A 15,989-nucleotide genomic window follows, 5' to 3' on the forward strand; every position below is an offset into this window, starting at 1 on the left:
GATGCTGTCATCACTCTGCCTTTCCACTGGTTGACTGCTGGGAATCAGCGCGGCGAATAACGATGTCGCCGAAGCTGGTACGGGCTCGCACCTCGACCTTGTCGTCGGTCGATTGGGGACTGTTCACGGAGTCCATGCGGTTGTGCACCTTCCCGAAGGAGGTGTGTGCGTCGAGCCGGGCGGCGGTGCCGGGACGGATGCCGATCTCGATTCGGCCGTGCCCGGTCTCGAGCGAGGCGGAGCCCTGCACCACCTGCCCGATTCGGATATCGCCATTGGCGGTCGCAGCGGCGATATCGGCGCGAGCATCGTCTACGGAGATGTCCCCGTTCGCCGTCTTCACCCGGAGCCTTCCGCCCACCGCTCCGATCCAGTTGTCGCCGTTCGAGTTCTTGACCACCGCGCTGCCGTCGATCTCCCCGATGCGAATCTTCCCCGACCCCGTGCTCACGTCCGCATCGCCCGCGACGTGCTCCACCACGACACCGCCGGCGCCCGTACTCACATCGAGAGGGCCCGTGTCGCCGAGCTGGAGGTCCCCCGCCGACGTCTTGACACGGCAGGCCCCCACTCGGCCGACAACCCGGAGCGTCGTGACCGACGCATCGTACTCGAGCTGGGAGCCGGTCGGCAGCGCGATGGTCACGTCGACCGAACCGGGCTTGCCGAACAGGCCGAGACCCCGCTGCTTCGGCGCCTTGACCAGCAGTCTGCCGCCGGAGTACTCGACGCGGGTCTGCTCGGCCGCCCGGACGTCCGGCTCCCGAGAACCGTCGCTGGGGCGCACGTCGACGACGGTGTCGTCACGGTCGCTCGCGGTGATCCAGGCGTCGCCGATCACGAGTTCGATCGTGGCCGAGATCGGGGCCGGGGTGCTGAAAGTGGGCATGGTGAACCTCCGGAAGGTGGTGGAAGTGCAGAACGTGTGGGCGGATCGGACGGGTCAGCGCACCCATCCGGTGAAGCCGTCGCTGCCGCGGGGGGCGCGCCGTTCGGAACGACGACTGTCTGCGTCGGGCTCCAACGCCGCGGCGGCGGACCGCACCAGCCAGGCGTTCACGGAGAGTCCGGCGTCCCGCGCAGCCTCTTCCACGCGATCCTTGAGGTCCTGCGGGAGACGGAGATTGATCCGGGTCATCGCACCGTCGTCCGATTCGGGCGAGCGGATCGGTGAGACGTCCGCGGGCGCCGGAGGCTCCTCGTGGACGGGCTCGACAGGCGCGATGGTGACGACGAAGCTGGGTTCACGACCTCGGAGCCGGAGGTCGACGGATCCCGGCGCGAGATCGCGGGTGATTTCGCTCGCCGCGGCCGACAACGCGTCCAGGAGCGCCAGCCGGACGCCGGATTCCAATGGTGCAGTGAGCCGCTCGGCCAGCGCACGGCTGTCCTCTCCCCCGGCCTCGGCGGCTACCGCGAGCTCGCGGCGGAGGGAATCGACATACGGTGTGAGATCCATGATGCCATCATGGCACCACTGTGGCACCAACGCAAGGATTGCCCGGAAATACTCGGCGCCATTGTGATGCCGCAGTGGCACAAGACCTGCCGACGTGCGATTACGGAAGCGATTCGGGCAACCCGAACGGCACGAAATGCTCCGGCCCGAGGAACGAGGTGAGGTCCGCGATCCTGTCGCCGCGCAGGGTCAGCACGGTGATCGACCAGCGGAGATGGGTGCCGGCGTCCTCGTCCCACAGGTAGAAGGCGACGGCGGGTTGGCCGTTCGCGCTGATCGGGAGGTGACGCCACGCGCCGCAACCGGTGAGCGGAACCCGGACCGCGAAGTCGGTGACCGCCCCGAGACCGCGGTACCAGTGCGCCATCGGGGGCATCGACCAGGTGACGTCCTCGGTGAGCAGTGCAACCAGGGCGTCGGCGTCGCCGCGTTCCAATGCGCTGGAGTACCCGGAGACGAGGGCACGCACGCGCGCGTCGTCGATCTCGCGGAGGGTCTGCGCCTGCGTCACCGGCGGAACCTTCTCGGCGACGATGGCACGCGCCCGCTGCAACGCACTGTTGACCGACGCCTTCGTCGTGTCCATGACGGCGGCGATCTCGGCAGCGGAGAAACCGAGAACCTCGAAGAGCAACAGTGCGGCACGCTGGTTGCCCGGCAGATGCTGGAGGGCCGCAACGAATGCCAGTTCGACGGCTTCGCGTTGCTCGTAGCGCGCGTCAGGTCCCGCCGGACCGGCAGCCAGACCCGCATCGGCATACGGACCCAGCCAGGCGACGTCGGTCAGCGGGACGTCGCCGATGACCGCGCGATCGCTGGACGGTCCCAGATCGACCGGTAGGGCTCGTCTGCCGCGGCTCGCGACGGCGTCGAGGCACGTGCGGGTCGCGACGGTGTACAACCAGGAGCGCAGCGAACTGCGACCCTCGAACCGTGCGAACCCCCGCCACGCCCGCAGCAGCGCGTCCTGCAGTGCGTCCTCCGCGTCGTGACTCGACCCGAGCAACCGGTAACAGTGCGCGTGCAGCTCCCGGCGCAACGGACCCACGAGGCGGGTGAACGCCGCATCGTCCCCGTCGCGGGCCCTCGCGAGGTCGGGATCCTGCGCTTCGGCCGCCGCGTCGGAGGTCCGTGCGGAAATATCGCTCACAAAGGACGATTCTGCCGCACCTGGCAGTCCGGCTGATCACTGTCCCGCGCGAGGCTTCCGGGAGAGACTGAGAAGATGCTGATCCTCTCGGGTGCCGACGCAGCACCCACCGCCACACTCGGTACGGCAGGCAGCGTCGTGCACATGTGTGTCCGTGTGCCGGCCTCGGACCGCGCCTTGACGCCCGGGACGGTCCGCACACTCCTGGTCGCCGACCTCACCCGACGGGTCCTCGAGGATGTGCACCGCTCGCAGGTCGCACTGACCCTGCTCTCCCCCGCCCCCGGTTCACCCGCGACGCCAGGCGCTCTCGACGCATGGATGATCCGCCCCCTCGCGGGAATCTTCGATTCCGCCGATGCCGCCGCGGCCGGAGTCGGCGCCCGCGTGAAGCTCATAGTGACCGCGGTCGAGGACGAATCACCTGCACAACCTGCTCTGATAGTCGGTACCACCGCGGGATCCGAGCCGCTCGACGACCTGATCCACGCCGGTCACGACCCGTTGACACTGCGCTGTGTGCTGCTCTCGACGCACTACGGGCAGCACGCGTCGCTGACAATGCAGCAGATCGCCGCCGCCGCGCGGCTGTTACATCGATGGCGGCAGCGCGTCGCCGAATGGAGCACGCACATCTCCGCCCCGATGCCCGCAGACATCATCGACGCCGCGTATCGCGCATTCGACCGAAACCTCGACGTACCGGCGGTCCTCGACCTGATGAGACGCCTCGAGTCCGACACCGCGATCGCCCCGGGCGCCAAATTCGAGACCTTCGCCCACCTCGACCGGGTGCTCGCCTTCGATCTGAGTCGCGACCTCGGCACCCCGCACTCGTGAGATTCCACGATCTGCCGTCGCGGTGGTCGTGGGACCACGGGAAACGGAGATCGAAGCGGCTCAGTTCTCGGGCTGTGGCCCTCGCTCGGCCACGCCACGCACCGCCGCTGCGACCGCCGGCGCAACGCTCGCGTCGAATACGCTCGGCACGATGTAGGTGGCGTTGAGTTCGGACGCCGACACCGTGTCGGCGATCGCGCCCGCCGCGGCGATCAGCATCTCGTCCGTGATGTCGACCGCGTGCGCGTCGAGCAGACCTCGGAACACGCCCGGGAAGGCGAGCACGTTGTTGATCTGATTGGGAAAATCCGACCGCCCGGTGGCCACCACCCTCGCGTACTCGCCGGCGGCGACCGGGTCGACCTCGGGGACCGGATTGGCGAGCGCGAACACGATCGACTCGTCGGCCATCGCCGCGATGTCGTCGCCGGTGAGAATGTTCGGCGCGGAGACGCCGATGAACACGTCCGCCCCCACCAGCGCGTCCCGCAGCGATCCCGTCCGGGCTTCGGGATTGGTGTTCTCCGCGATCCAGGTGCGGAACTCGTCGGCGGTGTCGGCGGGCGACAGGATCCCCTTCCGTCCGCAGCCGACGATGTTCGTGGCGCCCTGGGCGACCAGCAACCGGATGACGGCGTGGCCGGCGGCGCCGACACCGGAGACCACGATCCGGACCCGGTCGAGCGACTTGCCGACCACGCGCAGCGCGTTGGTCAGGGCGGCCAGGACCACGATTGCGGTGCCGTGCTGGTCGTCGTGGAACACCGGAATGTCGAGCATCTCGCGCAGCCGGGCCTCGATCTCGAAACACCGTGGGGCGGAGATGTCTTCGAGGTTGATTCCGCCGTACACCGGCGCGAGTGCCCGGACGATCTCGACGATGGCATCCGGGTCCTGCGTGTCCAGGCAGACCGGCCAGGCGTCGACACCGGCGAACCGCTTGAACAGTGCTGCCTTGCCCTCCATCACCGGGATCGACGCCGCGGCACCGATGTTGCCCAGGCCGAGGACCGCGGACCCGTCGGTGACGACGGCGACGGTGTTGCGTTTGATCGTCAGCCGGCGCACATCCTCCGGATGTTCGGCGATGGCGGTACACACCCGTGCGACGCCGGGGGTGTAGGCGCGGGAGAGGTCGTCGCGGTGTTTGAGTGGAACCGTGGGGACCACCTCGAGCTTTCCGCCCAGATGCAGCAGGAACGTGCGGTCGCTGACCTTGCCGACGACCACACCCGGCACCTCGGCGATCGCAGTGGAGATCTGGTCGGCGTGCGCGACGTCCGAGGCGTCGCAGGTGAGGTCGATGACCATATGGTCGGAATGACTCTCGACCACATCGAGTGCCGTCATGGCACCTTTCACGGACGCGATCGCCGCCGCCAGCGTCGACGTGGTGCCGGCGCCGACCGGTGCATGGACGCGAACGGTGATCGAATAACCGGGGCTGGGACTGGGCATTGGAGCTCCTGAGTACTGAATGGTGACCAGAAGGGCAAGCCAGAGCAACGACGGTGCCCGATCGGAAGGCACACACCGATGCTTTCGCCCGCAATACCTTCAGTCTGCGCGGCGAACTCCCGCCCCGACAAGACGGCAACTGGCCCGGACCACGCAACTGCGCCGCAGCGGGCTGGGACGCCCGCGCACCGCGTCAGCGAACGATGGAGCCGCACGCGGACGCCGTTCTGCCGTTTCACCTGCTGCTTTTCAGGGCAATCGTGAGGGGTTCACAGACCGGGTGCCCGAATCGCGCCCAGACGTGCTGGGGACCGGGTTCGCGGTCCCGTTTACTGCAGGAGTCGGGGACTCTCAGGATGAGGTGAGCACCATGATGAAGAAGATCGCGGTACGAACACGCCACCGCGTCGGCGGTCGTCGCGCCTACCAGGGTCTTCGCGGGCGGGGCTGCCGCCGCCGTACCGACTCCGAGGGCCGAAACGTCCGGTGACGTGGTCGTGGCGGTTCGCGATCTCGGTCGACGACAGGGCTGGTCGACGGACTGATTGCCCGCGCCCTCCACGACGGTGAGCCACCGTCTCGGGATGCCTAGGATCGAGCATCGCTGCAGGTAGTGGCCGATACTGGCAGTAACGGGCCGGGCCGTGTTGACGATATCAATCAACTAAGCCGAATACTCCGACCCACTGGCAAGCGACCCCCGGTCGCCGTCGGGAGGTTCCCGCAATTGGATACCACGAACAGCAGCGGAGCGACTGCCCGAAGCCGTCACGACGCCTTCCCTCTGTCACCTGCGCAGCGCGGGATCTGGCTGGCCCAGCGTCTCGCACCCGACGTACCGATGTGCATCGCGCAGTACGTCGAGTTTCGCGGCGCCCTGGATCTCGACGCGTTGGACGACGCGTCGGTGACCGCAGGCCGCGAGTTCCAATCCGCGTTCCTCCGCGTGTTCGAGATCGACGGAGTGCCGTTCCAGGCCGTCGACCCGACCATCGAGTTGTCGACCGGGTACGTCGACCTCGCCGGCACAACCGACCCGGTTGCGGCCGCGCACGGCTGGATGGAGCGGGACTACACGGCCCCGCTCGACCCGACCCGGGATCTCCTGGCGACGTCGACGGTGTTGCGAGTCGGTCACGAACACTACCTGTGGTACAGCAGAATTCACCATGTCGCGCTGGATGGTCACGGTGCGATGACACTCGTGAACCGGATCGCTGCGCTGTACACCGCGCGGGTGGAGGAGCGAACCCCGGAACCCGGCAAGGCCGCGGATCTGCAGACGCTGCACCGACTCGACGAGCAGTACCGGTCGTCGCCGCGGTTCGCCTCCGACCGCGCCTACTGGCGCGACCGCCTCGCCGCCATCGACTCGGGATCGAGCCTGTCGTCGAGGTCGGCGCGGGCAGTCGCCAAGAGCACCCTGGTGGCCGCCCCGCTGGCATCGTCGACGACGGACCGGCTCCTCGGTTCCGGCGTGCCGCCGGCTGCCGCCGTGGCCGCCGCCTTCGGAACGTACCTTTCGCGCATGACCGGCCGGGACGCGGTACTCGTCGATCTCCCGGTGTCGGGCCGCACGACCACGCTGCTGCGGCAGTCCGGCGGGATGCTCGTCGGAATCGTGCCGCTGCAGGTGTTTACGGAGCCCGACGACACCGTGGCGGCATTGACGCGCCGGGTGCACAGTGAGGTGCTGCGCGCACTCCGGCACCAGCGGTTCACGCTGGAGGACATCCGTCGCGACGCCGACGTCCCGGACGCGCTGTCGGGACCGATGATCAACGTCATGCTGTTCCACCCACGGATTCAGCTCGGCCCGATCACCGGCGACTTCCACGTCGTGACCTCCGGGCCGGTCGACGACCTACTGGTCGACGTCTATCGCACCGGTTCGGCCGGGCAGATGGTCGTGGAGTTCCGCGGCAACCCCCACCGTTACACCGACGACGAGCTGGCGGAACATCATCGGTCGTTCGTCGCCCTCCTCGACGAGTTCCTCGCAGCGGATCCCGACGAACCGGTCGCCGCGATCCACCCCGAGACCGCGGCGGAGGGTGTGCGACGTCGCGCACACACCATCAACCTGGACTACTGGCGCACCGCCCTCGCAGACCTGCCCCGCTCCCCCGTGCTGCCTCACGACCACGCGCCACAGGACGCTTCTGCCGCGACCCGGTGGGGTCACGTGGGGACGCACCTGCCCGCGGATCTTCATCGACGGTTAGCGGTTCTCGGGAAGGAGTGCCCGTTCGCACCGTTCACCGTGGTGCACGCCGCACTCGGCGCACTCCTCGCGCGGGTGGGCGGAACCGGCGACATCGTCGTCGGTACCCCCGCAGGCGAGCATGGGTGGCCGCTGATCCTGCGCACTCGCGTCGACGCGACCGAGTCGTTCACCGCCTTGCTCGAACAGGTCCGCGCTGTCGAACTGCAGGCGTTCCGGCACGCGGACGTCGCATTCGACGAGGTCACCGCGGCGCTCGGTCTCCTCCACGGGCGCGAGGACTTACCGTTCCAGGTCGGCTTCGACTGCGCGAGTGTCGATGATTCACCGCGCCCGTACCCCTACACCGACGACGGGGCCGACCTCTGGATCCTCTGCGCCGAGCACGCCGGCGACACCGGGATCGATCTCGGGTTGACCTTCGCGCAGGACATCTTCGAGCCGACGACGATCCGTGCTGTCGCCGACCGGCTGGTGCGGCTCCTCGAGCAGGTGACGGCAGACCCCGACGTCGCGGTCGGCGATCTCGACCTGCTCAGTCCGGCCGAGCGGCTCCGGCTCGCGCCGGCCCGCGGGGACCCGGGCGTCACACCGCGAACACTGCCCGACATCCTGTCGAGCGCGGTGCAGCGGACCCCCGACGCGGTCGCCGTCCTCGACGGTCTCGACGTGCTCACCTATCGCAGGCTCGACGATGCCTCCACTCGACTCGCCCGGATGCTGACGGCGCGAGGGGCCGGACCCGAAACCGTTGTCGCAGTTGCCTTACCTCGTTCGGCCAGTTTCGTTCGCGCACTGTGGGCCGTCGCGAAGGCGGGCGCCGCCTTCCTGCCCGTCGACCCCGGATACCCGCGGGCGCGCGTCACGCACATGCTCACCGATTCCGGGGCGGTGCTCGGCATCACCGACGAGCACCACCGCACCCTTCTGCCCCCCGATGTCGAGTGGATCGAGCTCGACGACCCGGAGGTGGAGCGTGAGCTGTCCGGGTGGGGCACTTCACCCGTCCTGGATCGTGACCGTCGGCGACCGCTGCGGTGGGACCATCCCGCGTACCTGATCTACACCTCCGGCACGACCGGGGTCCCGAAGGGTGTGGTCGTGCCCCACCGCGGAATCGCGAATCTGGTTGCCGCGCAACGCGATAGTCTCGACGTGACAGCAAGCGACCGCGTCGCCCAGTTCGCGTCACCGAGTTTCGACGCCTCGCTGTTCGAACTGCTCGCCGCATTCGGCTCCGGTGCACGGGTGGTGGTCGTCCCACCCGGCGTCGTCGGGGGAACCGCGTTGGAGGAACTGCTGACCCACCAGCGCGTCACCCACGCAGTGCTCACCCCCACGACGCTCGCGACCCTGGACCCCGGGCATCTGACGGAGTTGTCCCACCTCACCGTCGCCGGCGAGGCCTGCTCACCCGAACTCGCATCCCGCTGGGCAGCGGGGCGGCGCCTGGTCAACGCCTACGGGCCCACCGAAGCCACCATCATGTCCACCCTCGGCGAACCGATGACACCCGGCGGGCCGGTCGATCTCGGTGCGCCGGTCCGGGGGTTCGCGTCGGCCGTGCTCGACGAGCGGCTTCACCCGGTTCCGCCCGGTACCACCGGCGAGCTGTATCTCGGGGGGCCGGGCCTCGCGCGGGGGTACCGGAACCGCGCCGGACTCGATGCCACCCGTTTCGTGGCGGCCCCGTTCGGCCCACCCGGCGCGAGAATGTACCGGACCGGTGACCTGGTGCGGTGGCGGAGGATGTCCGAGCGTCCGGACCCGGGCGACCTCGCACTCGAGTACGTCGGGCGCAGCGACTTCCAGGTCAAGATCCGCGGGTTCCGCATCGAACTCGGTGAGATCGAAGCCGCCCTCCGCGCCGACCCCGCAGTGGGATTCGCGGTCGCGGTCGTCGAGACCGGCTCCGACACGGACGGTTCCGCGGTGGTCGCCTATGTCCTGCCGACCGCGGATCGGCCCGTGGACCCCGGGCGGTTACGCCTGCGGCTCGCGCGCACGCTGCCCGCGTACATGTTGCCCGTGGCGATCGTCACCCTCGACAGCATTCCTCGCATGCCCAGCGGCAAACTGGACCGGGCCGCCCTCCCGAGACCGTCTTACGTATCGAGCGGTGCCGGCCGCCGGATGCCACGCACATCCACGGAGGGCGCGGTCGCGGCAGTCTTCGAGACGGTACTCGGGATCACCGGTGTCGGAGCGACCGACGACTACGTCGACCTCGGCGGCAACTCCCTCACCGCGACACGGGTCGTGGCACGCCTCGACGCGGCCCTCGACACCGTCCTCGACGTCCGCGACCTGTTCGAGCACCCGTCGGTGGAATCGCTGGCGGCCGAAATCGACAACCGTCGCGGCCGGGGGTCGGGACGACCGGTGTTGCGCCGGTTCCCGCGCCCCGCCGCGATTCCGCTCTCCCCGGCACAGGAACGCATGTGGTTCGTCAATCAGTACGACACGCTCTCCCCTGCCTACGACATTCCGTTGATCGTCCGGCTCACCGGGCACCTCGACCTCGACGCCCTCGTCGCGACCATCGGGGACGTCGTCGGGCGGCACGAATCGCTACGGACGGTGTACCCCGTCTCGGACGACGGCCCGCACCAGGTGATCCTGCCCGCCGAGCGGGCGACACCCGAGATCGACGTCGTGCGGGTCGACGGGACCGAGGACCTCGACGCGTACCTGGCCAGGTCCGCGTCCGTCCGCTTCGACGTCACCGCAGACGTGCCGCTGCGGGCCACGCTCCTCACGGTGAGCGACACCGAGCACGTTCTGGCCCTCGTGCTCCACCACATCGCCGCCGACGCCGCATCGACGAGCCCCCTCGCCCGGGACGTCACCGTCGCCTACCGCGCCCGGATCGAAGGGCACGTCCCGTCCTGGGAACCGCTCGCCGTGCAGTACGCAGACTACGCCCTGTGGCAACGCGAACTGCTGGGACGGGTCACCGATCCCGGCAGCCTCGCGTCGCGGCAACTCGACTACTGGACCGAGGCACTCCGCGGGGCGCCGCCCCTGCTGGCGGTGCCGACGGACCGGCCCCGCCCGCAACGGCAGTCCGCGGGGGGCGGCCGGGTGGAATTCCGACTCTCGCCGGCGATGCACGCAGCCGTCCGCGCGCTGTCCCGCACCTGTACATCAACGGTCTTCATAACCATGCACGCCGCGCTCGCCGTCGTGCTTGCCCGTCTCGCGGACACCGACGACGTGTGCATCGGTACTCCGGTTGCGGGGCGGGGCGAACCCGCCCTCGACGACGTGGTGGGCATGTTCGTCAACACCCTGGTGCTGCGGACCCGAATCCAGCCCTCGGCCGGATTCGCAGACCTCGTCCGCACCGTCCGCGATGTCGACCTGGCCGCCTTCGGACACGCCGACTACCCATTCGAGAAACTCGTCGAGGCACTCGAACCCGAACGCGCGGTCGGGCGCACCCCGCTGTTCCAGGTGCTCCTCGAGTTCCGGAACGTCCTGGTTTCCGGGCACGAGACGCAGTCGCTCGACCTCCCCGGTCTCCATGCCGAAGCGGTCGACTACGACGCGGGGATCGCGAAGTTCGAGCTGCAGGTGTACCTCACCGAAACCTTCACCGACGACGGGACGCCGAACGGTATCGACGGCGGGATCGTGTACGTCACCGACCTGTACGAGTCCGCGACGGTGCGCCGGATCGCCGACCGATTCGTCCGGACCCTGGAGATCGTGACCGCCGACCCGGACAGCGCGGTCGGCGCCATCGACCTCCTCACCGCCAGCGAGCGGGCCAACGCGCTCGCGTCGTGGCGGGAACCCCCCGCCCCGGGACCGACGACGACTCTGGCCGCCGAATTCGCCCGGGTGGCGGCACGACAGCCGACCGCGGGCGCGGTCACCTTCGCCGGTGACACGCTCTCGTACGGCGCGCTCGCCGACCGGGCGAACCGGCTTGCCCGGCTTCTGATCACCTACGGGGTCGGACCGGAACAGCTCGTTGCCCTCGCAGTACCCAGGTCGACGGACTACGCAGTCGCGACCCTTGCCGTGCTCACGGCCGGCGGCGTGTGTATGCCGGTCGATCCGGAACATTCGACCCCCGAGACGATCTCCAGGATCGTCGCCGGCACCCACCCGACCGTTGTTCTCACCACGGAGAAGGTAGACACCCTGCTCCGCAGCGGGCACGTCCGCACCCTCGTCCTCGACGCTCCCGGCACGCTCGCCGACCTCTCCCGCCGGTCCGGCGGCCCGCTGACCGACGAGGAGCGTCTCGCCGGAACCTGTGCGGCCACGACTGCTTACGTCGTGTACACCGCGGGATCCACCGCCGCGCCGACACCGGTCTCGATCTCACACGGTGCGATTCTGTCCGCTCTCACAGACCACGAGCATGCCTTCACGAGCGACGACGTCTGGGCGATGATCCGGTCCCTGGTCACCGACTTCACCATCCTGTCGTCGTGGGGCGCATTCCTGCACGGCGGCCGGCTGGTGATCGTCGACGGCGCCACGGAATGCGCGCCGGGGACACTGCGCGCACTGCTGCGCCGCGAGCAGGTCACCGTGCTCCCCGAGAGCCCGACCGCCTACGAGACGATCTCCCGCGCCCCACACTCCACGGCCGACGACGATGCACTCCGCGTCATCCTCCTCACCGGCGAGCCGGTGGACCTCACCCGCGCCAGGGGCCCCGTCGCCGGAATCTATGCGTCGACGGAGACCGGCCCCCTCTTCGCACCGTCCGCCACCGACCACCCCCACACCGCAGCGGTGGAGTACCGGGCCGCATCCGGGGGTCGGTTCGCAGTGCTCGACGATCGCCTGAACCTGGTTCCTCCCGGCGTCATCGGTGAGTTGTACGTCGGCGGATCCGCACTCGCGCGCGGCTACCACGACCTACCCGCCACGACGAGCACCCGTTTCGTGGCCAGTCCGTTCGGGCCACCGGGCGAGCGCATGGTCCGCACCGGTGATGCGGCCCGCGCCACGCCCGAGGGCGGCCTGATCATTCTGGAGCGCCGCGACTTCCAGGCCGGCCGGCGCGGATACCGAATCCCGCTCGACGGGATCGACCGCGTCCTGTCCGGGCATCCCCACGTCGCTGCCGCCGCGACCGTCGACCACACGCCCCGCATCGGCGACCCGGTGCTCGTGTCGTACGTCGTGCCGAACACCGGTGCCGCGGCCGACAGTGACGTGATCCGCGAATACGCCGCCATGATCCTGCCCCGCGTGTGGGTGCCGGGCACGGTCGTCATCCTGGACCGACTGCCGATCGCCGCGACCGGCGAGGTCGACGTCGACAAGCTCCCGGTTTCCGAAAGTCTCCTGCGCACACCGGTCTACCGCGCGCCGGCCACCCCCGTCGAGGAGACGGTCGCGACGGTGTTCGCGCAGGTTCTCGGTGTGGCCGGGGTCGGTGTCGACGACAACTTCTTCGAGCTGGGCGGCACCTCGCTGGCCGCTGCGAAGGTTGTCGCCCGCGTCGGTTCGGCGCTTGGAACGCGGCTCGGGATCCGATCGCTCTTCGAGGCACCCACGGTCCGCGGGATCGCCGCCGTTCTCGACCGGAGCGAGGTGCAGCCCGACCGGCCGGTGCTCCGCGCTCGGGTGCATTCCGAACCCGCCCCCGTGTCGTTCGCACAGCAGCGGATGTGGTTCGTCAACCAGTTCGACGTGACGTCGTCCGTCTACAACGTGCCGATGGTGGTCCGGGTGACCGGAGACCTCGACGCCGAGGCACTCCGCGCGGCCCTGGCCGACGTCGTCGCCCGCCACGAGTCTCTCCGAACGGTGTACCCCCTCGCCGAGAACGGACCGGTCCAGGTCGTCGTGCCGACCGAGAACGTCCCGATCGATCTCACGCCGATTCCGGTGGCCGATGAGGCATACCTGCCCAGGCTGGTCGACGACCTCGTCTCCGAGGGGTTCGACGTGACGACACGCCCACCGGTGCGTACCCGGCTCTGGCAGCTGGACCACCACGACCACGTCCTTGCTCTCGTCGTCCACCACATCGTCGCCGACGGGTCGTCACTGGCCCCCTTGGCACGCGACCTCGGCGCGGCATACGCCGCCCGCCGCGAAAACCGCGCCCCCACCTGGGAGCCGCTGTCCGTGCAGTTCTCGGATTACGCTGTGTGGCAACGGGAGATCCTGGGCTCCACCACCGACCCGGCGTCGCCGGTCACATGGCAACTCGACTACTGGCACACCGCGCTCGCGGACCTTCCCGAGCGCATGGAGTTGCCGGCCGACCGGCCCCGTCCCGCGACCGCCTCGCACCGGGCCGCGGCGGTGCCGTTCACATTGCCCGCGACACCGCATCGCCGGCTCGCCGGCCTCGCACGGGCACGCGACGTGACGACGTTCGTGGTCGTCCACGCGGCACTGGCCGTGCTGCTGTCCCGGCTTGCAGGCACCGACGACGTCGTCGTCGGAACGCCGACCGCCGGACGCGGCGAACAGGAACTCGACCCGCTCGTGGGGATGTTCGTCGGCACGCTCGTGCTACGCGCAACGATCGATTCCGAGTCCACCTTCGGCTCCGTTCTCACGACGGTGCGCAACACCGATCTGGCCGCCTTCGCGCACGCAGACGTCCCCTTCGAGACACTCGTCGACGAACTGCACCCTCCCCGCTCGGCGAGCAGTCACCCGTTGTTCCAGACAATGCTGTCGTTCCAGAACATCGAGCCCCCACGGCTTCAGCTTCCCGGGCTGACAGTCGAGGCAGTTGATCTCGATCCCCGGGTGTCGCCATTCGATCTCAACATCGTAGTGCGGGAACGACGCTCCGCAGACGGGCAGGAGGCCGGGATCGACGGCCAGGTCGTCTATGCCACCGACCTGTTCGACGCCGCGACGATCCGCGCGTTCGCCGACCGCCTGCTTCGGGTGATCACCGCGGTCCTCGCCGACCCCGACGTCGTCGTGGGCGACATCGACCTCCTCGACGACACCGAGCGCAGCCTCGTTCTCGACCGGTGGAACGCCACGGCCCACGAGGTCGATGCCACGACGGTCGTCGACCTGTTCGGCATGCGTGTGGCGGCAACGCCCGACGCGGTGGCCGTGCGATGCGAAGACCGCACCCTCACCTACGCGCAACTCGACACGTGGTCCACGCGCCTGGCGCGGGTTCTTCTCGCTGCCGGCGTCGGGCCCGACTCGGTCGTGGCCCTGGTGATTCCCCGCTCCTTCGACATGCTGGCGGCGATGTACGCGGTGGTGAAGTCCGGCGCGGCGGTACTTCCCCTCGATCCGCGTCATCCGGCGGACCGCATCGCCTCGCTGATCGAATCCTCTTCGCCCGCAGTCGTGCTGACCGTCGGTGATGCCGCTCCCCCAGTGCCTCGAGGCGTTCCGGTGATTCGGCTCGACCACATGGATCTCGCCGATGTCGACGCGTCGCCGGTGACCGACGCGGACCGTATCGTTCCGCTGCGTCCCGACAACCTCGCCTACGTCGTCTACACCTCCGGTTCGACGGGAAAACCCAAGGGCGTGGCGATCTCACACTCGGCGATCACGAACCAGCTGGCGTGGACGCGCACGCGACTGCCCCTCGGCGACGACGACCGCACGATACAGAAGGCACCGATCGCGTTCGACGTGGCGATCTGGGAATGTTTCGCAAGTGTGTGCGCGGGCAGCCTCCTGGTCCTGCTGCCGCCGCAGCGCCAACTCGACCTCGACCATCTCTCCGGTCTGCTCGACGAATCGCAGATCACGCTCGTCGAGTTCGTGCCGTCGCTTCTCGACGTGTTCGTGAACGACCATCGGCACGCGTTCCCCGAGTCCCTGCGCCGTGTCCTCACCGGCGGTGAGCCGATCAGCGTGCGAACGGCTCAGAGCGTGCTTTCGCGCGGGGTGCGCCTGGGAAACATGTACGGGCCTGCGGAAGCTGCCGTGACAACCACGTACGAGGATGTCGACCCCGGTGACGCCGTCCTCACCGTCCCGATCGGCACACCGGTATGGAACACGCAGGTGTACGTTCTCGACGGGCGACTGCATCCGGTCGTCGCCGGGGGGACGGGCGAAATGTACCTCGGCGGCGCCCAATTGGCGCGCGGGTACCTCCGCCGGCCCGCCCTGACGTGCGCCCATTTCGTCGCGAACCCGTTCGGTGGCGCCGGCTCCCGGATGTACCGCACGGGAGATCTCGCCCGACGACGACGCGACGGCGTGCTCGAGTACCGGGGCCGCACCGACTTCCAGATTCAGCTCCACGGCTACCGCGTCGAACCCGGCGAGGTGGAAGCAGCCCTCCTGCGCCACCCGGCGGTCGCTCAGGCCGTGGTGGTACTGCGCCGCGACCGCAACGGCGCCGATCACCTGGTCGCCTACATCGTCGGCGTTCCCGGCGCCCAGATCACCGAGCACGAACTCATCGACCACACCCTCCCGACGCTGCCCTCGCACATGGTGCCGTCGGCGGTCGTGACCTTGTCCGCGCTGCCGTTGACCACGCATGGGAAGGTCGATCGAGACGCCCTTCCTGCCGTCGACTTCGCTTCCCGCGCGGCGGAATTCCGTCCTGCTGGGACAGCAATCGAGGAGACGCTGGTCGAACTGTTCGGCGATGTCCTCGGTGTCGACACGGTGGGGGTGGACGATTCGTTCTTCGCGCTCGGTGGCGACAGCATCATGGCGATCCAGCTGGTGGCCCGGGCCAAGGCCGCCGGACTCGCGTTGACCCCGCGCGACGTGTTCGAGCATCGGACCATCGGGCGGCTGGCTCGTGTCGCCGAGACGAACCCCGAGCCGACCCCGAGCCTCCCCGAGCTACCCGGCGGTGGCGTCGGGACGTTCCCCTTACCGCCGGCCGCACGATGGTTGCTCGAGCGCGGCGGCGACCTCGACACGTA

6 protein-coding genes are annotated in these 15,989 nt (G+C 69.2%); 2 read left to right on the top strand and 4 right to left on the bottom strand.

What is annotated here, in order from left to right; translation table 11 throughout:
- Positions 1-10: 10 nt before the first annotated feature.
- The 3 genes from RJ1_RS09805 to RJ1_RS09815 form a co-directional block, all read right to left on the bottom strand.
- Entirely contained in the window at positions 11-889 is an 879-nt protein-coding gene (locus RJ1_RS09805; RefSeq protein ID WP_073359749.1) for a DUF4097 family beta strand repeat-containing protein, read from the bottom strand.
- Between the two features lie 54 nt (positions 890-943).
- The gene (locus RJ1_RS09810) at positions 944-1,459 is read right to left on the bottom strand and encodes a ribbon-helix-helix protein, CopG family (protein ID WP_073359750.1); all 516 of its coding nucleotides are present in this window, start codon (positions 1,457-1,459) and stop codon (positions 944-946) included.
- Positions 1,460-1,559: 100 nt separating this feature from the next.
- Positions 1,560-2,609, bottom strand: coding sequence for a sigma-70 family RNA polymerase sigma factor (locus RJ1_RS09815; protein ID WP_073359751.1), 1,050 nt, complete (start codon positions 2,607-2,609; stop codon positions 1,560-1,562).
- A gap of 75 nt (positions 2,610-2,684) precedes the next feature.
- Here RJ1_RS09815 and RJ1_RS09820 point away from each other — a divergent pair, with 75 nt between their 5' ends.
- Positions 2,685-3,449 carry a cysteine--tRNA ligase gene (locus RJ1_RS09820; RefSeq protein WP_073359752.1) on the top strand — a complete coding sequence of 255 codons (765 nt, stop codon included), beginning with the start codon at positions 2,685-2,687 and terminating at the stop codon, positions 3,447-3,449.
- Positions 3,450-3,509: 60 nt separating this feature from the next.
- Here the strand turns inward: RJ1_RS09820 and RJ1_RS09825 are convergent, their stop codons facing one another.
- The gene (locus tag RJ1_RS09825) at positions 3,510-4,907 is read right to left on the bottom strand and encodes an NAD-dependent malic enzyme (RefSeq protein ID WP_073359753.1); all 1,398 of its coding nucleotides are present in this window, start codon (positions 4,905-4,907) and stop codon (positions 3,510-3,512) included.
- 727 nt (positions 4,908-5,634) lie between these two features.
- Here RJ1_RS09825 and RJ1_RS09830 point away from each other — a divergent pair.
- The coding region (locus RJ1_RS09830) for a non-ribosomal peptide synthetase (protein WP_143169552.1) at positions 5,635-15,989 on the top strand (10,355 nt) is incomplete at its 3' end.

The organism is Rhodococcus jostii NBRC 16295, from assembly GCF_001894825.1.
Taxonomy (GTDB): domain Bacteria; phylum Actinomycetota; class Actinomycetes; order Mycobacteriales; family Mycobacteriaceae; genus Rhodococcus_F; species Rhodococcus_F jostii.

Coding starts and splice junctions, on each gene's coding strand:
- RJ1_RS09805 (WP_073359749.1), bottom strand. CDS start 889: ATGCCCACTTTCAGCACCCCGGCCCCGATCTCGGCCACGATCGAACTC.
- RJ1_RS09810 (WP_073359750.1), bottom strand. CDS start 1,459: ATGGATCTCACACCGTATGTCGATTCCCTCCGCCGCGAGCTCGCGGTA.
- RJ1_RS09820 (WP_073359752.1), top strand. CDS start 2,685: ATGCTGATCCTCTCGGGTGCCGACGCAGCACCCACCGCCACACTCGGT.
- RJ1_RS09825 (WP_073359753.1), bottom strand. CDS start 4,907: ATGCCCAGTCCCAGCCCCGGTTATTCGATCACCGTTCGCGTCCATGCA.